The organism is Pseudomonas sp. BNK-45 (assembly GCF_047456255.1).
Classification (GTDB): domain Bacteria; phylum Pseudomonadota; class Gammaproteobacteria; order Pseudomonadales; family Pseudomonadaceae; genus Aquipseudomonas.
The window spans coordinates 5,920,522-5,941,207 of sequence record NZ_CP179909.1 but is presented as its reverse complement, the minus strand read 5'-3'; the positions used below and the strand labels follow the sequence as shown (position 1 = coordinate 5,941,207).

The 20,686-nt window shown below is 64.1% G+C and carries 19 protein-coding genes; 10 read left to right on the top strand and 9 right to left on the bottom strand.

What is annotated here, in order from left to right:
* Positions 1-19: 19 nt before the first annotated feature.
* The 3 genes from ACMGG8_RS26910 to ACMGG8_RS26900 all read left to right on the top strand — a co-directional run bounded on the left by ACMGG8_RS26910 (position 20) and on the right by ACMGG8_RS26900 (position 2,063).
* Positions 20-1,141, top strand: coding sequence for a beta-ketoacyl-ACP synthase III (locus ACMGG8_RS26910; protein ID WP_060838051.1), 1,122 nt, complete (start codon positions 20-22; stop codon positions 1,139-1,141).
* Positions 1,142-1,221: 80 nt separating this feature from the next.
* Positions 1,222-1,836: an RNA polymerase sigma factor gene (locus ACMGG8_RS26905; RefSeq protein ID WP_414158738.1), complete on the top strand. Its 615-nt coding sequence runs from the start codon at positions 1,222-1,224 to the stop codon at positions 1,834-1,836.
* Positions 1,830-2,063 (top strand): anti-sigma factor family protein, encoded by a 234-nt coding sequence (locus ACMGG8_RS26900; RefSeq protein WP_060838053.1) that lies wholly within the window; start codon positions 1,830-1,832, stop codon positions 2,061-2,063. Before ACMGG8_RS26905 ends, ACMGG8_RS26900 begins: the two co-directional genes overlap by 7 nt.
* Positions 2,064-2,198: 135 nt before the next feature.
* On the opposite strand, the gene ACMGG8_RS26895 is transcribed toward ACMGG8_RS26900, so the two are convergent.
* The 3 genes from ACMGG8_RS26895 to ACMGG8_RS26885 all read right to left on the bottom strand — a co-directional run bounded on the left by ACMGG8_RS26895 (position 2,199) and on the right by ACMGG8_RS26885 (position 5,601).
* Positions 2,199-3,521 carry a putative porin gene (locus ACMGG8_RS26895; protein WP_414158737.1) on the bottom strand — a complete coding sequence of 441 codons (1,323 nt, stop codon included), beginning with the start codon at positions 3,519-3,521 and terminating at the stop codon, positions 2,199-2,201.
* 330 nt (positions 3,522-3,851) lie between these two features.
* Complete coding sequence (locus ACMGG8_RS26890; RefSeq protein ID WP_414158736.1) at positions 3,852-4,253, bottom strand: DUF4440 domain-containing protein; 402 nt, start codon at positions 4,251-4,253, stop codon at positions 3,852-3,854.
* On the bottom strand, positions 4,234-5,601 hold the full coding sequence (locus ACMGG8_RS26885; protein ID WP_414158735.1) for an MFS transporter: 1,368 nt from the start codon (positions 5,599-5,601) through the stop codon (positions 4,234-4,236). The genes ACMGG8_RS26890 and ACMGG8_RS26885 overlap by 20 nt, the downstream gene beginning before the upstream one ends.
* A gap of 84 nt (positions 5,602-5,685) precedes the next feature.
* Here ACMGG8_RS26885 and ACMGG8_RS26880 point away from each other — a divergent pair, with 84 nt between their 5' ends.
* Together ACMGG8_RS26880 and ACMGG8_RS26875 are read left to right on the top strand one after the other, a co-directional pair.
* A complete protein-coding gene (locus tag ACMGG8_RS26880) occupies positions 5,686-6,591 on the top strand; it encodes a LysR family transcriptional regulator (RefSeq protein WP_060838057.1) in 906 nt (301 codons plus the stop codon).
* An 84-nt stretch (positions 6,592-6,675) separates the two neighbouring features.
* On the top strand, positions 6,676-7,800 hold the full coding sequence (locus ACMGG8_RS26875; protein ID WP_414158734.1) for a GNAT family N-acetyltransferase: 1,125 nt from the start codon (positions 6,676-6,678) through the stop codon (positions 7,798-7,800).
* A gap of 16 nt (positions 7,801-7,816) precedes the next feature.
* Here ACMGG8_RS26875 and aqpZ read toward each other — a convergent pair whose 3' ends face one another.
* The 5 genes from aqpZ to ACMGG8_RS26850 all read right to left on the bottom strand — a co-directional run bounded on the left by aqpZ (position 7,817) and on the right by ACMGG8_RS26850 (position 13,101).
* Complete coding sequence (aqpZ, locus tag ACMGG8_RS26870) at positions 7,817-8,515, bottom strand: aquaporin Z (RefSeq protein ID WP_060838059.1); 699 nt, start codon at positions 8,513-8,515, stop codon at positions 7,817-7,819.
* Between the two features lie 338 nt (positions 8,516-8,853).
* Positions 8,854-10,686: an ABC transporter ATP-binding protein gene (locus ACMGG8_RS26865; protein WP_060842767.1), complete on the bottom strand. Its 1,833-nt coding sequence runs from the start codon at positions 10,684-10,686 to the stop codon at positions 8,854-8,856.
* A gap of 91 nt (positions 10,687-10,777) precedes the next feature.
* The gene (locus tag ACMGG8_RS26860; protein ID WP_016967472.1) at positions 10,778-11,341 is read right to left on the bottom strand and encodes a peptidylprolyl isomerase; all 564 of its coding nucleotides are present in this window, start codon (positions 11,339-11,341) and stop codon (positions 10,778-10,780) included.
* Between the two features lie 3 nt (positions 11,342-11,344).
* Positions 11,345-12,148 carry an alpha/beta fold hydrolase gene (locus tag ACMGG8_RS26855; protein ID WP_060838061.1) on the bottom strand — a complete coding sequence of 268 codons (804 nt, stop codon included), beginning with the start codon at positions 12,146-12,148 and terminating at the stop codon, positions 11,345-11,347.
* A 29-nt stretch (positions 12,149-12,177) separates the two neighbouring features.
* Positions 12,178-13,101: a LysR family transcriptional regulator gene (locus ACMGG8_RS26850; protein WP_060838062.1), complete on the bottom strand. Its 924-nt coding sequence runs from the start codon at positions 13,099-13,101 to the stop codon at positions 12,178-12,180.
* A 49-nt stretch (positions 13,102-13,150) separates the two neighbouring features.
* Here ACMGG8_RS26850 and ACMGG8_RS26845 point away from each other — a divergent pair, with 49 nt between their 5' ends.
* The 3 genes from ACMGG8_RS26845 (at position 13,151) to ACMGG8_RS26835 (ending at position 15,344) form a co-directional block, all read left to right on the top strand.
* On the top strand, positions 13,151-13,465 hold the full coding sequence (locus ACMGG8_RS26845) for a hypothetical protein (RefSeq protein WP_060838063.1): 315 nt from the start codon (positions 13,151-13,153) through the stop codon (positions 13,463-13,465).
* 158 nt (positions 13,466-13,623) lie between these two features.
* Positions 13,624-14,223 (top strand): FMN-dependent NADH-azoreductase, encoded by a 600-nt coding sequence (locus ACMGG8_RS26840; protein ID WP_060838064.1) that lies wholly within the window; start codon positions 13,624-13,626, stop codon positions 14,221-14,223.
* A gap of 257 nt (positions 14,224-14,480) precedes the next feature.
* A complete protein-coding gene (locus ACMGG8_RS26835; RefSeq protein ID WP_060838065.1) occupies positions 14,481-15,344 on the top strand; it encodes a carboxylate/amino acid/amine transporter in 864 nt (287 codons plus the stop codon).
* A 436-nt stretch (positions 15,345-15,780) separates the two neighbouring features.
* On the opposite strand, the gene ACMGG8_RS26830 is transcribed toward ACMGG8_RS26835, so the two are convergent.
* Positions 15,781-17,079, bottom strand: coding sequence for a mechanosensitive ion channel family protein (locus ACMGG8_RS26830; protein ID WP_414158733.1), 1,299 nt, complete (start codon positions 17,077-17,079; stop codon positions 15,781-15,783).
* Positions 17,080-17,272: 193 nt separating this feature from the next.
* Between ACMGG8_RS26830 and ACMGG8_RS26825 the strand changes: the two genes are divergently transcribed.
* Entirely contained in the window at positions 17,273-18,613 is a 1,341-nt protein-coding gene (locus ACMGG8_RS26825) for a DEAD/DEAH box helicase (RefSeq protein WP_060842770.1), read from the top strand.
* 305 nt (positions 18,614-18,918) lie between these two features.
* The gene (locus ACMGG8_RS26820; RefSeq protein WP_414158732.1) at positions 18,919-20,661 is read left to right on the top strand and encodes a ShlB/FhaC/HecB family hemolysin secretion/activation protein; all 1,743 of its coding nucleotides are present in this window, start codon (positions 18,919-18,921) and stop codon (positions 20,659-20,661) included.
* Positions 20,662-20,686: the final 25 nt, after the last annotated feature.

The following is a 20,686-nucleotide window of genomic DNA, read 5'->3' as shown; positions in this document are numbered from 1 at the left end:
TCACACTAGAGGAACGACCGTGCATAACGTCGTCATCAGCGGCACCGGCCTGTTTACCCCGGCCAATAGCATTTCCAACGAAGAGCTGGTGGAGTCTTTCAACACCTACGTCCAGCAGTTCAACCGCGACAACGCGGCGGCCATCGAACGGGGCGAAGTGCAGGCCCTGACCGAATCCAACGCCGCCTTCATCGAGAAAGCCTCCGGGATCAAGAGCCGCTTTGTCATGGACAAGGCAGGCATCCTCGACCCGCAACGCATGGTTCCGAACCTGCCGGAGCGCTCCAACGACGAGTGGTCGGTGCTCTGCCAGATGGCCGTGGCCGCCGCCGAGCAAGCCCTGCAACGGGCCGGCAAGACCGCCGCTGATATCGACGGGGTGATCGTCGCCTGCTCCAACCTGCAGCGCGCCTACCCGGCCATCGCCATCGAAGTCCAGGCGGCCCTGGGTATCCAGGGCTTCGGTTTCGACATGAACGTGGCCTGCTCCTCGGCGACCTTCGGCATCCAGGCCGCCTGCAACAGCGTGCAGCTGGGCCAGGCCCGGGCGATCCTGATGGTCAACCCGGAAGTCTGCACCGGGCACCTGAACTTCCGTGACCGTGACAGCCACTTCATCTTCGGCGACGCCGCCACCGCGGTGATCATCGAACGCGCCGACCTGGCCACCTCCAAGCACCAGTTCGAGATCGTCAGCACCAAGCTGCTGACCCAGTTCTCCAACAACATCCGCAACAACTTCGGTTTCCTCAACCGCGCTGCGCAAGAAGGCATCGGTGGCCGCGACAAGCTGTTCGTCCAGGAAGGCCGCAAGGTGTTCCGCGACGTGTGCCCGATGGTGGCGGAGCTGATTGCCGCGCACCTGGAAGAGAACCAGCTCAACGTCGGCGACGTGAAGCGCTTCTGGTTGCACCAGGCCAACCTCAGCATGAACCACCTGATCGTCAAGAAACTCCTGGGCCGCGAAGCGTCGGTGGAAGAGGCGCCGGTGATTCTCGATACCTACGCCAACACCAGCTCGGCCGGCTCGGTGATTGCCTTCCACAAGTACCAGGACGACCTGGCCAGCGGTTCCCTGGCGGTACTCAGCTCCTTCGGCGCCGGTTATTCGATCGGCAGCGTGTTGCTGCGCAAGCGTTGATCTAGGCTGATGCGGGTGTGGCGCCGGGCGGCATTGGCGCGTCACACCCTCTCAAACCTGCATGATTGAACGAGGCACGAATGGCTGCTGCAGATGACGGGCAACTGCTAGAGCGCCTTTTGGCGGGTGAGCAAAAGGCTTACAAGGAACTGGTCAGTACCTACCAGAGCGCCATGCGCGCGGTGGCTTACGCCATTGTCGGCAATCGCCATGCCGACGAAGTGGTGCAGGATGCCTGGCTGTCGGTGGTGCGCAATCTGTCGGGCTTTCAGGGGCGCTCCAGCCTCAAGACCTGGCTGCTGACCATCACCGCCAACGCGGCCAAGGGCCGCTACAAGCAAAATCGCCGGGAAGTGTTGCTCGATGACCTGCCCGCGCCCCATGGCACGGTCGGCGATGAGCGTTTCTCCTCCACGGATGGCCACTGGCTGGTGGCGCCTTTCGCCTGGCACGAAGACACCCCCGAAGCCTTGCTCACCGAATCCGAGCTGCGCGACTGCCTGGAACACACCCTGCTCAGCCTCTCGGAGCTGCAAAGCAGCGTCCTGCTGCTGCGTGAGCGCCAGGGCCTGGAGCTGGAAGAAATCTGTAATCTTTTGGGGCTCACGCTCTCCAATGTCCGGGTGCTGTTGCATCGGGCACGTCTTAAGGTCTTCGCCACCGTGGAGCATTTTGAGGAAACCGGCCAATGCTGACCTGTAAGGAACAAGTGGCACGCTCCAGCGATTATCTCGATGGTCAGTTGAGCTTTCGCGAGCGCCTGATGGTGCGCCATCACCTGCTGTTCTGCCCCAATTGCCGGCGATTCATTCGGCAGATGCGCCTGCTCCAGGCCACCTTGCGGGTGTTGCCGGAGCCGCCCCTGGAGGGCTTGGATGCCTTGGCCGAGCGTCTGGCGACGCAACGCAGCAAGGACGTTTGAGAGGGAAAAACACAGGCCGGCGCGGCGACGACGAACGGATGATGGGGGAGCGTCGCCCCGCGCCGGACTGTTGAAACCCGGCAGAGGCTGCTCGCGGTTGGCGCGGGCAGCCTCTGCGGTGTACGAGCTGGTCGCTTAGAACTTGGCTTCGGCGTCCAGTTGCAGGGTGTTGGTATTGGCGTCGCGCTGGGTGCGGCTGGAGTAGTCGGCCTTGGTCAGGAAGTAGGTCGCGCCCAGGGCGAAGTTCTTGTCGATGTCGTAACCGACCTTGAACTTGTGGCCACGGGAACCGGTGGTGCCGTTGGCAAAGTCGGAGTCGGTAAAGGCGCCGACCACGGCATTGCGCTGCACGTCGCGGTAGTTGTAGTCGAGGTTGAAGCCGAACACTTTCGACTTGGCGCCCAGCAGCCAGGCGGTGTCCTGATCGTTCACCGCATCGTTGTTCTTCACGTACTGGCCGTAGAACGACAGCGGCATCGGCAGGCCGCCGATGTCGATCTGGCTGAAACCTTCGTACAGGCGGAACTGGTTGTCGGCCGAGTTGCCGTTGACCGCCAGGGCACAAGGCGTGGAGGTGCCGGTGCAACGGCTGTCCTTGTCGTTCTGGTAGGCATAGACGCTGCCGCCGACGGTCAGCTTCAGATTGTCGGTGATGGCGAAGCGGCTACCCAGTTGGCCGGCGGTCAGGCGCAGGTCGTGGCGGAACTGCACGCCTTCGCCGTCGACGTTGTCCTTGAGGCTGTAGTTGCCCAGGCTGCCGAACAGTTCGGCGCTGCCGCCCAGCGGGTACTTGTAGGTGACGGCCAGGCCTTCAGGGTTGATGTCACTGTCCCAGATCACATCGCCCATGCTGACCCAGGGTTGCAGCATCTTGCCGCCGATCACGTGCAGGTTCTTGACGGCGTCCGGGTGATAGTCGATGTAGCCCAGGTCCAGCCAGATCTGTTTCTTGTCGAAGTAGTTGTCCATGTCCTGGTTGGTGGAGCGGGCATCGTCGCCGCCGCCGGTGGCGATGCGGATGCCGGTGTCCACCTGCGGGTTGATCTCGCTGTAGGCGCCCAGGCGGGCACGGATGCGCTGACGATCCTTGTCGCGGCCGCCGTTGTTGGATTCGCCGTCGATCTTGACGGTTTCCTGGCGGACCCGAACGTCGCCCTTGAACTGAGTCTTGGCCGCCCAGGCCAGCTTCTGGTCGAAGGCGCTCAGCTCGTTGGCTTTCTTGGCGGCCGCCGCCACTTGTTCGTTGGTTTCTTGCTGCGCTTGCTGAGCGATTTGCTGGGCCTTCTGATCCTTGGCCAGATCGGCTTGCAGTTCAACGTACTGCGCCTGGGAAATCGAGCCGTTGGCCTTGAGCATGTCGAGCAGTTTGGCGTCGACCGCAGCACTGGCGGGAACGCTCATGGCCAGTAACAGGCCGCCACACAGGGCCGCCGCGGTTTTCGTGGAAGCAAGACGCATAGCAATCTCCGAAGGTAAGAGTGGATGGCTCAACCATCCAGGACACAACCGACCTGTGCAGATCGGAAAACAGTGGTCGGGTAGAACCCGGCGCTCTAAAAACAGGCGCCAGTATCACGATGGTTTATGACAGCGGGGTGGCAAAGTAATGGCGTGTAGATGACGATTGCTGACGGCAATGCCCCCTGGGCGAGGAGCGTTGTTGGTGCCGGGACAGGGGGGATGCTGGGGGCGAACGGCCGCCGTTCAGTGGGCGGGTGTCGCGCCGCAAGAGGTCAGAGAAGCGGGGCGGGCGGCTTGGCCCGAGCTTGGGGCTCGGGCCTGGCGGGGTCAGGGGCAGGTGGTTTCGTGCAGGTACAGCCACTGCGCCGAGTTGTCCTGGACACGGATGATCGCCAGGGACAGGCGCGCGGTTTCGAGTGAGTCCAGGCGGTGGACTTCCTTGTAGCGGATCGCCGCACACGGGCCTTCCTGCCACACGCAATGCAGGTCGCTGAGGCGGATTTCCAGCCCCGGGCGCTTGCCCAGGCCCGCGTGAAACAGCTGTTGCACCTGCTCGCGGCCGACCAGGGCGCCGCCGGTGGTGACCATCTGGAAGTCCTCGGCCAGCAACGCCATCAAGGGTTCGAGGCAGGCTGCGCCGTCCCCCTGCCGGTTGCTGAAGACGCTGTGAATCAGTTGGTGAATACGCTGCACGCTGTGTTGCGCTTGTTCAATGATCGAGTTGGGCATGGGGGGCCTTCATGGTGGGGAGTTGGTTCAGGGTCAGCAGCGGCAGCAGACCGGCCGCAGCGGCCAGCAACAGGCTCAGGTGGTAGGCGCCGGTGGCATCGGCGTACCCCAGCAGCAGGTTGTAGAGCATCAGCAACCAGGCGGCGCCGAGGCTGAACGCCACCTGCCGGTTGATGTTCCAGATCACACTGGCCCGGTGTGTATCGGCGCCGTTGAAGTCGAGCAGGGCGGTGGTCTGCGCGGTGTTGGCGCCGGCACCGCCGCCCAGGCCCATCAGCAGGTAGGCCATCACCAGCAGCGGCAGGTCGGCGGCCGAGTCGACCCAGCACAGGCTGGCGATGCCGGCGCTGTGCAGCACCAGGGCCATGGCGAACAGCCGCGCGGCGCCCAGGCGGTTGTAGCAGCGTCCGCCCACCAGCATCGCCAGCAGCGCGCCGGCGGCGTACAGCAGCATGAACATGCCGCTGTGCCGGGCACTCAGGTGCAGGTGCTCCTGGAGGAAGAACAGGCTCAGCAGATTGACCCCGGTGAAGATCCCCGGAATGGCGTGATAGATCGCCACCGACAGGCCCAGGCGCGGGTTTTTCAGCAGCCGTAGTTCGACGATCGGACGGGCGCAGGCCCGGCAGTGGCGCCGATAGCACTCGGCCAACAGCAGCCCGGCGATCAGGCTCGGTGCCGCCTGATACGCCGGGTAGCCGCTGCCGTACAGCGACATGCCCAGCAGCAGGCCGCCAAGGCTCGCGCTCACCAGCAGCAGGCCGCGCAGGTCCGGGCGATCCGCGGGTGCCGAGGGGCCAGGGGCGATCCAGCACCAGGACAGCAGCGCCGCCAGCAGCGACAGCGGCAGGCTGGCGAAGAACACCCAGCGCCAGGAACTGTGATCGACAATCGCGCCGCCCAGCGTCGGCGACAGTGCCGGCGCCAGCAGGGCCACGGCCATCACCAGGGTGGAGATCCGCGAGCGTTGCGCGCCCTGGAACAGGTTGAAGGTCAGCGCCTGCCCCAGGGGAATCAGCAGGCCGCCGGCCATGCCCTGGACCAGCCGCCAGAACACCAGCGACATGAAGCTGTCGGCCAGCCCGCACATCAGCCCCGCGCCGCTGAACAGCAGCATCGAGGCGCAGAGCACCTGGCGGTTGCCGAAGCGCCCGGCCAGCCAGGTGCTGATGGCGATCACCAGCGTCAGGCCAAGGATGTAGGCATTGGCGACCCAGGCCACGGCGGCGCTGGACACCTGCAAGTGGCCGGCAATGCTGGGCAGGGCCACCGCCGACATGAAGATGTTGACGCAGTCGATAAAGAACCCGAGGAGAAATACCACCGCCACTTTGTATCTGTAAGTCATGCCGTCTCCCTATTTGCGCGCAGCTTAGGGAGCTTGGGGGCGGCGTGTCGAGGCGCCTATACTTGACGCATTGTTTAACAGGATTTGACAGTGAGCGATCATTTTCACGGCCAGCTGCACCGGGTGCAGACCTTCCTCGCGGTGGTCGACTTCGGCTCCTACACCCGCGCCGCGCAATACCTGGGCATCAGCAAGGCCATGGCCAGCCTGCATGTGAAGACCCTTGAGCAGGCACTGGCGAGCACCTTGCTGGTGCGTACCACGCGGCAGGTGACCCTGACCGAAACCGGCGAGGACCTTTACCACGAGTTCAAGGGGATTGTCGCCAATATCGACACAGCCTTCGACAACGTGCTGCATGGGCGCAACCGGGTCAGCGGCAAGCTGCGCATCAGTTCCACGGCGGAGTACGCCGAGACGTTCGTGTTGCCGATCCTGCCGCTGTTCACCGCGCGCTATCCCGAGGTGCGCCTGAGCTATCACTTCAACTCATCGCTGAATGATCTGGTGGCGGAAAAGCTCGACCTGGTGATTCGCCTCGGCCACCTGGCGGATTCGGGGTTCAAGGGACGCAAGCTGGCGGACTACGCCATTGCCCTGGTGGCCAGCCCGGCGCTGCTTCAGGGCCGGGAGTTGCAGCGGATCGAGGACCTGAGTGCGCTGCCGTGGATCGGCAACAGCAACCTGGCCGGGCCGCCGGGTTGGACCTTCAGCCATCCGCGCCGCGGCGAGGTGGAGGTGAAGGTCAGTCCGGGGCACGAATCCAACTCGGCGACGGCGATTCGTGCCCTGGCCCTGGCGGGCCTGGGGCTGGCGGTGCTGCCGGAGTGGATGGTCCTCGACGATCTGGGCAGCGGCCGCCTGGTGCGGGTCCTGCCGCAGTACGGCCTGGCCCCGCAGCCGGTGCATGTGCTGTTTCCCAACAGCGCGCACTTGCCGCGCAAATCCCGGGTGTTCATCGATTTTCTTGCCGAACACCTGGGGCATTGAGGGGGGCAGGGTACTGGCGGTTTCGGTGAGTCCGGGGATGGAGGATACTCGCCGGGTCGTTCGATCTGAATTCCGGGGACCCCCATGCCGCTGCAATCCTTGAACAGTCTGTGTGCCGTCGATCCTGTGCAATGGGATGGCCTGCTCAAGGATGGGCAACCCTTTGTGCGCCATGCCTTTCTCAGTGCCCTGGAAGACAGCGGCAGCCTCGGCCCGCGCTCGGGCTGGCAGGCCGAGCACCTGTTGCATGTGGAGGACGGTCGCCTGCTGGCGGCCCTGCCCAGCTATCGCAAATGGCACTCCTACGGCGAGTACGTGTTCGATCACGGCTGGGCCGATGCCTGCGCGCGGGCCGGGATCGACTATTACCCCAAGCTGCTGACGGCGGTGCCTTTCAGCCCGGTCAGTGGCGCGCGGGTGCTGGCGGCGACCCAGGCGGATGCCTTCGAGCTGCTGAAAAGCCTGCCCGGCTACCTGGAGATCGAAGGGCTTTCCAGCGCCCATATCAACTTCACCGACGACTTCAGCGACGCTGCCCTGGAACAGCAACCGGGCTGGTTGCAGCGCCTGGGCTGTCAGTTCCATTGGCAGAATCGCGGCTATCGGGACTTTCAGGATTTTCTCGACGCCCTGAGCTCGCGCAAGCGCAAGCAGATGCGCAAGGAGCGTGAGCAGGTGGCGGGGCAGGGCTTTGATTTCCAGTGGTTCGAAGGCCAAGAACTGGACGAGGCGCACTGGGACTTCGTCTACGCCTGCTACGCCAACACCTATGCGGTGCGGCGCCAGTCGCCCTACCTGACCCGGGCCTTCTTCAGCCTGCTGGCCGAGCGCATGCCCGAGGCGATCCGCGTGGTCCTGGCCAAACAGGGCGGGCGCCCGGTGGCCATGGCTTTCAGCCTGGTGGGCGGCGACAGCTTCTACGGCCGCTATTGGGGCTGCCTGGCGGAGTTCGACCGCCTGCATTTCGAGACCTGTTTCTACCAGGGCATGGAGTACGCGATTGCCCAGGGGCTGCAACGCTTCGATGCGGGAGCCCAGGGCGAGCACAAGCTGATCCGCGGCTTTGAACCGGTGCTGACCCGTTCCTGGCACTACCTGCGCCACCCCGGCCTGAATGCCGCGGTGAAGGATTTCCTGCAGCAGGAGCGCAGCGGTATTCGTGCCTACGCCGAGGAGGCGAGGGACGCCTTGCCCTATCGGCAGGCGTGACCCTCGCCCCTTTGCGTCAGCTGTCTTCCTTGCCCAGCCAGCGGTAGACCACGCCACCGATCACCGCGCCGAGGATCGGCGCCAGCCAGAACAGCCACAGCTGCTGCAAGGCCCAGCCGCCGACGATCAGCGCCGGGCCGGTGCTGCGGGCCGGGTTGACCGAGGTGTTGGTGACCGGGATCGAGATCAGGTGGATCAGGGTCAGGGCCAGGCCGATGGCGATCGGCGCCAGCCCCGCCGGGGCGCGCTTGTCGGTGGCGCCGAGGATGATCACCACGAACATCAAGGTCATCACCAGCTCGCAGACAAACCCCGCCGCCATGGAATAGCCGCCGGGGGAGTGGGCGCCATAGCCGTTGGAAGCCAGCCCCGAGGCCAGTTCGAAACCGGGCTTGCCGCTGGCGATGAAGTACAGCAACGCCGCGGCGATCACCCCACCGAGCACCTGGGCGACGATATAGGCCGGCAGTTCCCTGGCCGGAAAGCGCCCGCCCACCACCAGCCCTACGGACACGGCGGGATTCAAGTGACAACCGGAGATATGGCCGATGGCGAAGGCCATGGTCAGCACCGTCAGGCCGAAGGCCAGGGCGACGCCCAGCAGGCCGATGCCGACATTGGGAAAGGCCGCGGCGAGCACGGCGCTGCCGCACCCGCCCAGGACCAGCCAGAAAGTACCGAGCATTTCGGTAACGGAACGTTTGAACAAAGACATGAGTGAGTCCTTGATAGGTCAACCTATCAACGCGATACAACTGTTATGCATCCCGCAGGTTAACTACAGGTTCCGCTCCGGAACCTAGGGTCAGTACAGCAGGCTTTCGGCGCAATTCCAGTCCGCAAAAAAACGCCAGGGCCCCTGGAAACGGGGCCCTGGCGTCGCGAGGCACAACCTTCTGCAACTGATTGCAACCTGTAGCCGCTGCCGCAGGCTGCGACCGAGTCCGCAGGACTCGCAGGGCGATTGACCAGGCAAACCGCGGATGCAGGTTCTGCGGCCCCTGCGGTGCCGATCGCAGCCTGCGGCAGCGGCTACAGATCAGTCGCCGCCGGTCAGTCGATGCCGACGAATCCTCCGGTCTGGTGTTGCCACAGGCGTGCATACAGACCGCCACGGGCCAGCAGTTCGGCGTGGGTGCCGGTCTCGGCGATGCGCCCCTGTTCCAGGACCACCAGGCGGTCCATGCGGGCGATGGTGGAGAGGCGGTGGGCGATGGCGATCACGGTCTTGCCCTGCATCAGGGTTTCCAGGCTTTCCTGGATCGCCGCTTCGACTTCCGAGTCCAGGGCCGAGGTGGCCTCGTCCATGATCAGGATCGGCGCGTCCTTGAGCAGTACCCGGGCGATGGCGATGCGCTGGCGCTGGCCGCCGGACAGCTTGACCCCGCGCTCACCGACATGCGCATCGAAACCGGTCCGGCCCTGGGCGTCGGACAGCAGCGGGATGAACTCATCGGCGCGGGCCTTGCGCACCGCTTCCCAGAGTTCCTCGTCCGTGGCGTCGGGGCGGCCGTAGAGCAGGTTGTCGCGGATCGAGCGGTGCAGCAGCGAGGTGTCCTGGGTGATCATGCCGATGCGTTCGCGCAGGCTTTCCTGGGTCACTTCGGCGATGTTCTGGCCGTCGATGAGGATTTGCCCGCCCTGCAGGTCGTACAGGCGCAGCAGCAGGTTGACCAGGGTCGACTTGCCGGCTCCGGACGGACCGATCAGGCCGATCTTTTCCCCGGGACGGATGTCCAGGTTGAGGTCGCTGATCACCTTGTTGGCCTTGCCGTAATGGAACTCCACATGCTCGAAGCGCACGCCGCCGTTGGCCACGGCCAGCTTGGGCGCCTGCTCGCGGTCGGTGAGCTGCAGCGGCTGGGCGATGGTCTGCAGACCGTCCTCGACCATGCCGATGTTTTCGAAGATGCCGTTGATCACCCACATGATCCAGCCGGACATGTTGACGATGCGGATCACCAGGCCGGTGGCCAGGGCGATGGCCCCGGCGCTGATCAGCGATTGGCTCCACAGCCACAGGGCCAGGCCCGTGGTACTGACGATCAGCAGGCCGTTGAGGCTGGTGATGGTCACGTCCATGGCGGTGACCACGCGCCCGGCCAGCTGGCTTTTCTCGGTCTGCTCGGCGATGGCCTCGCGGGCGTAGCTCTGCTCGAAATGGGTGTGGGCGAAGAGCTTGAGGGTGGTGATGTTGGTGTAGCCATCAACGATCCGCCCCATGAGTTTGGAGCGGGCGTCGGAGGCGTCCACCGAGCGTTGCTGGATGCGCGGCACGAAGTAGCGCATGGCGCCGATGAAGCCGGCGATCCACAGCAGCAGCGGGATCATCAGGCGCCAGTCGGCGTCGGCGAACAGCACCAGGGAGCCGATGGCGTAGATGGTCACGTGCCACAGGGCGTCGATCACCTGCACCGAGGAGTCCTGCAGCGAATAGCCGGTCTGCATGATGCGCTGGGCAATGCGCCCGGCGAAATCGTTCTGGAAAAAGTTCAGGCTCTGGCGCAGCACGTAGCTGTGGTTCTGCCAGCGGATCAGGCTGGTCATGCCGGGGTTGATGGTCTGGTGCATCAGCAAGTCGTGCAGGCCGACCATCAAGGGGCGGAACAGCAGGGCCACCACCGCCATCCAGGCCAGTTCCAGGCCGTGGTCGGTGAATACCCGGGCGCTGGGCGTGCCCTGGGCCAGGTCGATGATGGTGCTCAGGTAGCTGAACAGCGACACCTCGATCAGGGCCACGAACAGGCCCACCACCAGCAGGGCGACGAAGCTCGGCCAGACTTGCTTGATGTAGTGGAAGTAGAAGGGTAGGACCCGATTGGGCGGGGTGGCGCTGGGGGCGTCGCGGAAGATATCGATCAGTTGTTCAAAACGACGAAAGAGCATGGGGGTCTTGAAGCCCGGGGTACGGGCTCTCCTGTTCTGAAAGCGGACGGGGCGCCGGGTGGGGCGCCGCCGTCGGGACAGGCTGGCGGATTCAGTCGATGCGCTTGGCCGACTTGATCAGCACCGGGTCCACAGGCACGTTTTGCATGCCTTGCTTGGTGGTGGTCTGGGAATTGACGATCTGGTCCACCACGTCCATGCCGCTCACCACCTTGGCGAATACGGCGTAGCCGGCATCGCGGCCCGGGTCGAGGAAGGCGTTGTCGGCGACGTTGATGAAGAACTGGCTGGTGGCCGAGTTGGGGTTGGAGGTGCGGGCCATGGACAGGGTGCCGCGTACGTTATGCAGGCCGTTGGAGGCTTCGTTCTTGATCGGGTCGCGGGTGTCTTTCTGCACCATCTGCGCGGTGAAACCGCCGCCCTGAACCATGAAGCCCGGGATCACCCGGTGGAAGATGGTGTTGGTGTAGAAGCCGCTGTCGACGTAGTCGAGGAAGTTCTTGCTGGAGATCGGGGCCTTGACCGGGTCCAGTTCGACTTCGATCTTGCCGAAGCTGGTGTCCAGCAGGACGTGGGGCGCCTTGGCCGGTTGGGCGGCCATCAGGTTGGCAGCGAACAGCACGGAGCCGGCGACGAGGGCGATTTTTTTCAGCATGGTTCAGTGATCCTGGGTGGTGGTGTCGACTGTGGTTGTGAAGTCCAGCAGGGTTTGGTTGAAGCGCTGCGGCTGGTCCAGCGGGGTGGCGTGACGGGAATCCTCGATCACCACCAGCCGTGCATCCGGCAGCAGTTTGACATAAGCCTCCTTGACCGCCACCGGGGTGTAGTCGTGGTCGGCGCTGACGACCAGGGTTGGACAGGTGATACGGCCCAGACGTTCCTGCACCCCCCAGCCGACGATGGCGTCGAAGCTGGCGAGATAAGCACGTTTGTCGTTTTTTGCCCAGCGCTCGGCCATTTTCCGCCGCAACTCGCCTTGCTCGGGCTTGGGAAACAGGCGCTGGCCCAGGGCCTGGCCGATGGTGGCCAGGCTCAGCACCCGGGCCAGGCTCCAGCGCTTGAACCACTGCCAGTAGTCGTTGGCGCTGCGCACCTTGACCTCGGGGGCGCTGTTGACGATGCACAGGCTTTTGAGCAACTGCGGCTGATCCACGCCCAGTTGGAAGCCGATCATGCCGCCCATGGACAGCCCGACATAGTGCGCGGGGCCCAGGTTCAGGTGTTCGATCAGCGCCACGATATCGGCGGTGAAGCCCGGGATGCTGTAGCGCTCCCGGGGTTTGTCCGAGCGTCCGTGGCCACGCAGGTCGGGGACGATCAGGCGGTAGCGGTTCGAGAGCTCGGGGATCTGCTTTTCCCAGTCCTGGGCGCTGGAGCCCAGGCCGTGAACCAGCAGCAGGGGATCCCCCCGGCCGTATTCCTCGTAGTGCAGGGTGCAACCTTCATGCTCGAAATAGGCCATGGCAGAACTCCTGTTCTGGTGAGTGGACGTCAGGCTTGTTCGGGGGCGGCAAAGGGCGCGTCCAGGGGCGCGGTGTCGAACGTGCGCAGCAGTTCCACGAGGATCTGCGTGGCCGGGCCCAGGGGTTTGTCCTTGTTGGAATAGAGGAAGAAGGTCGGGTGGCGACTGCCGCCCTGGTCCAGGGGCAGGACCTTGAGCAGGCCTTCGCGCAGTTCCCGTTCGATCAGGTGCCGGGGCAGCCAGGCAAAACCCAGGCCGCTGCCGACGAAGGTCGCGGCGGTGGCCAGGCTGCCCACGGTCCAGCGCTGTTCGGCGCCGAGCCAGCCCACATCCCGCGGCTGCTGGCGGCCGGAGTCGCGGATTACCACTTGCAGCTGGCTTTCCAGGTCCTGGAAATGCAGCTCCCGTTGCAGGCGGTGCAGGGCGTGTTCCGGGTGGGCCACGGCGACGAACTCCACCGAACTCATCTCGGTGCCCAGGTAACCGGGAATGTTGAAACTGCTGATGGCCAGGTCGGCCACGCCTTCGAGCAGCACTTCCTCGACCCCGGACAGCACTTCCTCGCGCAGGCGCACGCGGCAGCCGCGGCTTTGCGGCATGAAGGCGGTCAGGGCGCGCACCAGCCGCGCGTTGGGGTAGGCGGCGTCCACCACCAGTCGCACTTCGGCTTCCCAGCCCTGCTCCATATGGTGGGCCAGGTCTTCCAGCTGGCTGGCCTGCTTGACTAGTTGCCGGGAGCGGCGCAGCAGCACGCCGCCGGCTTCGGTGAGCACGGCCTTGCGCCCGTCGATGCGCAGCAGCGGCACACCGAGCTGGTCCTGCATGCGCGCCACGGTGTAGCTGACCGAGGATTGCGAGCGGTGCAAGGCTTCGGCGGCCTGGGCGAAGCCGCCGTGGTCGACCACCGCCTGCAGGGTGCGCCATTGATCCAGGGTCACGCGGGGCGCTTTCATGAGGGACTCCTCTTGTCCTAAGCTGGCGCTCCTTATTGGAGACTGCCGAATGAGAAAATTCTGTTGTGTGTTGCTGGCGTTGTTGCCTCTCTGCGCCTGGGCCTATCCCATCGATGTCGAGAAGCAGCTCAATGGCCTGAGCATCGATTACACCGCCTACGACACCGATGAAGACATCGGCTCCATCCAGTTGAACAACTTCGGCAAGCGCGATGCCCTGTGCTCGGTGGTATTTCGCAATGGCCCCGAGTCACCGCGCACCCGCAAGGTGGAAGTCGCCGCGGGGCAGAGCAAGAACGTGACCGCCAAGTTCAACCGCAAGATCATCAAGCTGCGCCTGGAACTGAACTGCCAGGCCAAGTGATCGAAGCAGGCCGGTCCAGGGGGATTGCACAGGGGCCGGCTGTGCTTATAAACGAATTTATTGATTGGTTATAGCAGTTATTTGCGCTTTTTCATCGATATCACTCTGTTTAATCTGCGCTCCATCGACTTACGCATACCCCGATGGAGGCTTCAGCCATGTCCCGCGTCCTGATCATTGAAAGCAGCGCCCGCCAGCAGGATTCCGTATCCCGGCAACTGACCCAGACCTTTATCCAGCAATGGCAGGCCGCTCACCCCGGCGACTCGATCACGGTCCGCGACCTGGCCCGCCACCCGGTGCCGCACCTGGACGCCAACCTGCTGGGGGGCTGGATGAAGCCCGCCGAGCAGCGCAGCGCCGCCGAGCAGGACTCCCTGCAGCGTTCCAACGAATTGACCGAAGAGTTGCTGGCCGCTGACGTGCTGGTGCTGGCCGCGCCGATGTACAACTTCGCCATTCCCAGCACCCTGAAGGCCTGGCTGGACCATGTGCTGCGCGCCGGGGTGACCTTCAAGTACACCGACACCGGGCCCCAGGGCCTGCTCACCGGCAAGCGCGCCTACGTGCTCACTGCCCGTGGCGGCATCTACGCCGGCAGCAGCGCCGATCACCAGGAACCCTACCTGCGTCAGGTGATGGGCTTTATCGGTATCCACGACGTCGAGTTCATCCACGCCGAAGGCCTGAACCTGGGGGGCGACTTCCATGAAAAGGGCCTGAACCAGGCCAACGCCAAGCTGGCCCAGGTGGCCTGAGCCAGGATGCTGGGGCCCAGGCGCCCTCAGCCAGGGGCTCGGCGGCGCCGTTAATCCGCAGATAATCCCCCGGTGTTGAAGTAGCGCCTGCGGATCCCCTTCAAGCCGGTTCGCGCATCGAACCTCCCTTTGCACTGGTTGCTCCTTCAGTGCCGACGCCCGATTGCACGCTTAGCGAGATCGGGCTTTTTTTTGCCCGGGATTTCATCTGCGCGGGCAAAACCGCTATCGTCGCCGCCATTCAAGATGAGGCGAACATGGGCTATCTACTTTTTGTCACCCTGATCCAGGCGTTTTCCTTCAGCCTGATCGGCGAATACCTGGCCGGGCATGTCGACAGTTACTTCGCGGTGCTGGTGCGGGTGCTGCTGGCGGGGCTGGTGTTTCTTCCGCTGACCCGCTGGCGCCGGGTGGAGCCGGCCTTCATGCGCGGCATGCTGCTGATCGGAGCGCTGCAGTTCGGCATCACCTACGTGTGCCTGTACCTGAGCTTTCGCGTGTTGACGGTGCCGGAGGTGCTGCTGTTCACCATCCTCACGCCATTGCACGTGACCCTGATCGAAGACGCCCTGAACCGGCGTTTCAACCCCTGGGGCCTGTTGGCGGCGCTGGTGGCGGTGGCGGGCGCGGTGGTGATTCGCTACGACAGCGTCAACCCGGATTTCTTCATCGGCTTCTTGCTGCTGCAACTGGCCAACTTCACCTATGCCGCCGGGCAAGTGCTGTACAAGCACCTGGTGGCGCGCCATCCCAGCGACCTGCCGCACTACCGGCGCTTCGGCTACTTCTACCTGGGTGCCTTGCTGGTGGTGCTGCCGGCGTTCCTGCTGTTCGGCAAGGCCCATTACCTGCCTGATGCGCCGCTGCAATGGGCGGTGCTGCTGTTTCTCGGCCTGGTGTCCACGGCCCTGGGCATGTACTGGTGGAACAAGGGCGCGTGCCTGGTGACCGGCGCCACCCTGGCGGTGATGAACAACCTGCATGTGCCGGTGGGGCTGTTGATCAACCTGCTGATCTGGAACCAGCACGAAGACCTGGGGCGGCTGATGCTGGGCGGCTTGGTGATCCTTGGCGCGGTATGGATCAGCCGCCGCGGTGCCCGGCCCCGCCTGATCCCATAACCCGCAGGAGCCGCTGATCTGCCGGAGCCGGCTTGCCGGCTGAGAGCCCGCAAGCCCTGCGTCTGACCGGTCAACGCCTTCGCTGATCGGTAGGAGCCGGCTTGCCGGCGAAAGGGGCCGCAAGCCTTGCGCCTGACGGGCCGACGCTTTCGCTGGCAAGCCAGCTCCTACGGTGGGGCAGAGTCGGCTTGCTGGGGTAAGGGGCCGCAAGCCTTGTGCCTGACGGGCCGACGCTTTCGCTGGCAAGCCAGCTCCTACGGTGGGGCAGAGTCGGCTTGCTGGGGTAAGGGGCCGCAAGCTTGGCGCCTGACGGGCCGACGCTTTCGCTGGCAAGCCAGTTCCTACGGTGGGGCAGAGTCGGCTTGCTGGGGTAAGGGTCCGCAAGCCTTGCGCCTGACGGGCCGACGCTTTCGCTGGCAAGCCAGCTCCTACGAAGTTACAGCGCCTGTTTTTCGAGCTGGGGCACATGGCTGGCCCCCAGGACCGCCGGCAGCAAACCGGCCCGCAGATCGGTGCCGCTGGGCTGCTGGTAGAGGTTCAGGCCGAACTCCGGCATCACCGCCAGCAGGTAATCGAAGATATCCCCCTGGATGCGCTCGTAATCGACCCAGGCGGTGGTGCGGGTAAAGCAGTAGATCTCCAGCGGAATGCCCTGGGCCGTGGTCTGCATCTGACGCACCATGCAGGTCATGTTCGGCTGGATCTCCGGGTGACTCTTGAGGTACGCCAGGGCGTAGGCGCGGAAGGTGCCGATGTTGGTCATGCGCCGGCGGTTGGCCGACAGCGCGGCGACATTGCCCTGGGCTTCGTTCCAACTCTTGAGCTCGGCCTGCTTGCGCCCGATGTAGTCGGTGAGCAGGCGCACCTTGCTCAGCCGTTGCTCTTCGTCGTCATGCAGAAAACGCACGCCGCTGGCATCGATGTACAGGCTGCGCTTGATCCGCCGGCCGCCGGACTGCTGCATGCCGCGCCAGTTCTTGAACGACTCGCTCATCAGGCGCCAGGTGGGGATGGAGACGATGGTCTTGTCGAAGTTCTGCACCTTGACCGTGTGCAGGGTGATGTCCACCACGTCGCCGTCGGCGCCGACCTGGGGCATCTCGATCCAGTCGCCGACCCGCAGCATGTCGTTGCTGGTCAACTGCACGCTGGCGACGAAGGACAGCAGGGTGTCCTTGTAGACCAACAGGATCACCGCCGACATGGCGCCCAGACCGGACAGCAGCAACAGCGGCGAGCGGTCGATCAGGGTGGCGACGATGATGATCGCGCCAAACACATACAGCACCATCTTCGCCAGTTGCACATAGCCCTTGATCGAGCGGGTGCGGGCGTGTTCGGTGCGCGCGTAGATGTCCAGCAGGGCATTGAGCAGGGCGCTCAGGGCCAGCAACTGGAACAGGATGGTGAAGGCCATGGCCAGGTTGCCGAGGAACAGCAGGCTGGTCTTGCTCAGCTCCGGCACCAGGTGCAGGCCGAACTGGATCACCAGGGACGGGGTCATCTGCGCCAGGCGGTGGAACACCTTGTTGTGGCGCAGGTCATTGAGCCAGTGCAGGGACGGCTGGCGGCCCAGCAGCCTGACGGCGTGCAGGACCAGGTAGCGGGCCACTCGTCCGAGCACCAGGGCGACCACCAGCAACAGGGCCAGGCCGATGCCGGCGTGCAGGAGAGGGTGTTGATCGAGGGCTCCCCAGAGGTCCTGGGTATTGAGCCAGAGCTGTTTGAAATCCATGGGCTAAAACGATTCTTCTATGGGACACGAGGGGAGGATTAGAGCATTTAACCCTGACAAAGTTACGGTTAAGGACAAATCGGCTAACAAAAAACCAACTCTTTGCCACCGTTTGCACAAAGAAACTCGGCCTTCGCGCTCGAAACCGTTACCCTATGCAGCTGTTTTTTTGCATATCTTCGAGGTAGCACCCGTGTTTTCCCAATTCGCCCTGCACGAACGCCTGCTCAAAGCCGTGGCCGAGCTTAAATTTGTCGAGCCGACGCCGGTGCAAGCAGCGGCTATTCCGCTCGCGCTGCAAGGGCGTGACCTGCGGGTGACGGCACAAACCGGCAGCGGCAAGACCGCGGCCTTTGTCCTGCCGATCCTCAATCGCCTGATCGGCCCGGCGAAGATCCGCGTCAGCATCAAGACCCTGATCCTGCTGCCGACCCGGGAACTGGCCCAGCAGACCCTCAAGGAAGTCGAGCGTTTCTCCCAGTTCACCTTCATCAAGTCCGGCCTGATCACCGGCGGTGAAGACTTCAAGGTCCAGGCCGCCATGCTGCGCAAGGTGCCGGACATCCTCATCGGCACCCCGGGGCGCATGCTGGAGCAGCTCAACGCGGGCAACCTGGACCTCAAAGAAGTCGAAGTGCTGGTGCTCGACGAAGCCGACCGCATGCTCGACATGGGCTTTGCCGAAGACGTGCAGCGCCTGGTGGACGAATGCCCGAACCGCCAGCAGACCATGTTGTTCTCCGCCACCACCGGCGGTTCCGGCCTGCGGGAAATGGTTGCCAAGGTCCTCAACAACCCGGAGCACCTGCAACTCAACAGCGTCAGCCAGCTCAACGAAACCACCCGTCAGCAGATCATCACCGCCGACCACAACCAGCACAAAGAACAGATCGTCAACTGGCTGCTGGCCAACGAGACCTACCAGAAGGCCATCGTCTTCACCAACACCCGGGCCATGGCCGACCGCATCTACGGTCGCCTGGTGGCCCAGGATTACAAGGCGTTCGTCCTGCACGGCGAAAAGGACCAGAAGGATCGCAAGCTGGCCATCGATCGCCTGAAGCAGGGCGGGGTCAAGATCCTGGTGGCCACCGACGTCGCCGCCCGCGGCCTGGACGTCGACGGCCTGGACCTGGTGATCAACTTCGACATGCCCCGCAGCGGCGACGAATACGTGCACCGCATCGGCCGTACCGGCCGCGCCGGCAACGATGGCCTGGCCATCTCGCTGATCTGCCACGGCGACTGGAACCTGATGTCGAGCATCGAGCGCTACCTCAAGCAGAGCTTCGAGCGCCGCACCATCAAGGAAGTCAAAGGCACCTACAGCGGCCCGAAAAAGGTCAAGGCGTCCGGCAAGGCCGTTGGCGTGAAGAAGAAAAAGACCGACGCCAAGGGCGACAAGAAAAAGTCCGTGGCCAAGTCGCCGACCAAGCGCAAGACCGCCAACCGCCCGAAAAGCGACAGCCTGGTCAGCCAGGACGGCCTGGCGCCGCTCAAGCGCCGCAAGCCACAGGCGCCGGCGGCTGAGTAAGCCCGCCGCCTGCTGTCGATGAAAAGCCCGGACCTGGTCCGGGCTTTTTTTTGCCTGGCTTGCGGGTTTTCTCCATGGCCGGGCTGGGCCTGCAGGCCGCCACCAAGAAATGTGGCCTAAAGATTAAGAAATGTCTGATGTGTCGGTGACTGGAGCAAATCTAGTATCGGCATCCGCTGAAGGGCCCGGATTATTTGGGAACTACACAGTCTTTCAGCCTGCTCGGCGCTCATTTGACGTCAAGATGATGGCACATTAACATCCGCGCCCTGTCTTGGCCTTGCTGCCCTTTCGAAGGATCGAATATGTCTCTCTCCACCCTCGGGATGAGGTTGTGCTGCGCGCTGTCTTGCCTGCTGCTGACTGGCCCCTTGCACACGGCCCTTGCCGCCCCCTTACCTGCACCGACGTTCAGCCCCGGCGACCAGGACCTGATCCGCGACCGGCAGAACCGCCTGCTGGAAGAACAGCAGCGGCGTCTCGACGAACTCAAGGACCTGCCCGGCAAGAGCGCCACGCCGGTGGCACCCAGCGCGCCCGCCGACAGCCGCTGCTTCCCGATCAAGGACATCCAGCTCAAGGGCGCCGACTCGCTGTCCGCCAGCGAGCGCGAGAGTCTGCTCAAGCCCTACATCGGCCAGTGCCTGGGAGTGCCTCAGCTCAACGAGCTGCTCAAGGTCATCACCAACCGCTACATCGAAAAGGGCCTGGTCACCAGCCGCGCCTACCTGCCGCAACAGGACCTGTCCAGCGGCCACCTGCAGGTGCTGGTGGTGGAAGGCAAGCTTGAGGGCCTCAAGGCCGCCGAAGGCAGCAAGCTCAGCGCCCGCGAACTGAACATGGCCTTTCCCGGCAGCAGCGGTGAGTTGCTCAACCTGCGGCAGATCGAGCAGATGGTCGACCAGCTCAACCGCCTGCCGTCGAACCAGGCGCAGATGGAACTGGCCCCGGGGCAGGCCGTGGGCGGCAGTGAAGTCTTGGTCAAGAACAACCCGCAAAAGCCCTGGCGCGTCGGCCTGTCGCGCAGCAACGAGGGCCAGAAGAGCACCGGCGAGCAGCAGTGGGGCAGCTCTTTCGAATGGGACAGCCCCCTGGGCCTGGCCGACCAACTGGTGCTGCGCGGTGGCCACGACGCCATCAGCGACCACCAGAAAACCTCGCGCAACGCCATGCTCTACTACAACCTGCCGTTTGGCTGGTGGAACCTCAGCTACAGCTACAGCCAGAGCGAATACCGCTCCCTGGCCCAGGGGCAGGGCTTCAACTTCAAGCAGACCGGCGACAGCCAGAACCACCAACTGCGCCTGGAGCGAGTGATCCACCGTGACGCTGTGAGCAAGACCTCGCTGAACAGCGGCCTTAGCTACCTGCGCACCAACAACTACATCGAAGACAGCAAGCTCGCCAACAGCAGCAACCGCCTCAGCGAAGCCCAGTTCGGCATCAACCATGGCCGGCGCATCGGCGGCGCCTTCGTCAACTTCGACCTGGGGATGCAGGATGGCATCGGCGCCTTCGATGCCCAGCGCGAAAACCAGCGTGACCGATACGGCAATCGCCAGGCCAATGCGCGCTATCGCAAATACACCGCCACCGCCAGCTACCTGCAGCCGTTCAAGCTGTGGGACGAGTCCCTGGTGTTCAGCAGCCTGGTCACCGGCCAGCGCAGCGAGGATGTGCTGTTCAGCTCGCAACGCATGAGCCTGGGCAGCCAGTCCTCGATCCGTGGCTACAAGGACCAGAGCCTCAATGGCGACAGCGGTTACTACTGGCGCAACGACCTGCGCTGGAGTCGCCCGGTGACCTGGAACTGGCTGCGCCCGGCGTTCGCCGAGTACGGCACGGGACTGGGCTATGACGTTGGCGCGATCCGCAACGACCGCTACAACGCCGAGCAGCATGGCCGGGTCTCCAGCGACTCCATCGAATTCTTTGCCCGCGGCAAGCACCTCGCCGCCAGCCTGACCTTCGCCCACTCCCTCGAGCGGCCAGATGCCCTGAGTGAGCGGGAAGCACCGATCTACTTCCGTTTGGACCTGTTCCTCTAATTCCGCTTTTTGCCTGAGATTCTCG

Coding starts and splice junctions, on each gene's coding strand:
- ACMGG8_RS26835 (WP_060838065.1), top strand. CDS start 14,481: ATGGGCTATCTACTTTTTGTCACCCTGATCCAGGCGTTTTCCTTCAGC.
- ACMGG8_RS26830 (WP_414158733.1), bottom strand. CDS start 17,079: ATGGATTTCAAACAGCTCTGGCTCAATACCCAGGACCTCTGGGGAGCC.
- ACMGG8_RS26865 (WP_060842767.1), bottom strand. CDS start 10,686: ATGCTCTTTCGTCGTTTTGAACAACTGATCGATATCTTCCGCGACGCC.
- ACMGG8_RS26890 (WP_414158736.1), bottom strand. CDS start 4,253: ATGCCCAACTCGATCATTGAACAAGCGCAACACAGCGTGCAGCGTATT.
- ACMGG8_RS26900 (WP_060838053.1), top strand. CDS start 1,830: ATGCTGACCTGTAAGGAACAAGTGGCACGCTCCAGCGATTATCTCGAT.
- ACMGG8_RS26860 (WP_016967472.1), bottom strand. CDS start 11,341: ATGCTGAAAAAAATCGCCCTCGTCGCCGGCTCCGTGCTGTTCGCTGCC.
- ACMGG8_RS26850 (WP_060838062.1), bottom strand. CDS start 13,101: ATGAAAGCGCCCCGCGTGACCCTGGATCAATGGCGCACCCTGCAGGCG.
- ACMGG8_RS26905 (WP_414158738.1), top strand. CDS start 1,222: ATGGCTGCTGCAGATGACGGGCAACTGCTAGAGCGCCTTTTGGCGGGT.
- ACMGG8_RS26845 (WP_060838063.1), top strand. CDS start 13,151: ATGAGAAAATTCTGTTGTGTGTTGCTGGCGTTGTTGCCTCTCTGCGCC.
- ACMGG8_RS26820 (WP_414158732.1), top strand. CDS start 18,919: ATGTCTCTCTCCACCCTCGGGATGAGGTTGTGCTGCGCGCTGTCTTGC.
- ACMGG8_RS26895 (WP_414158737.1), bottom strand. CDS start 3,521: ATGCGTCTTGCTTCCACGAAAACCGCGGCGGCCCTGTGTGGCGGCCTG.
- ACMGG8_RS26840 (WP_060838064.1), top strand. CDS start 13,624: ATGTCCCGCGTCCTGATCATTGAAAGCAGCGCCCGCCAGCAGGATTCC.
- ACMGG8_RS26875 (WP_414158734.1), top strand. CDS start 6,676: ATGCCGCTGCAATCCTTGAACAGTCTGTGTGCCGTCGATCCTGTGCAA.
- ACMGG8_RS26885 (WP_414158735.1), bottom strand. CDS start 5,601: ATGACTTACAGATACAAAGTGGCGGTGGTATTTCTCCTCGGGTTCTTT.
- aqpZ (WP_060838059.1), bottom strand. CDS start 8,515: ATGTCTTTGTTCAAACGTTCCGTTACCGAAATGCTCGGTACTTTCTGG.
- ACMGG8_RS26855 (WP_060838061.1), bottom strand. CDS start 12,148: ATGGCCTATTTCGAGCATGAAGGTTGCACCCTGCACTACGAGGAATAC.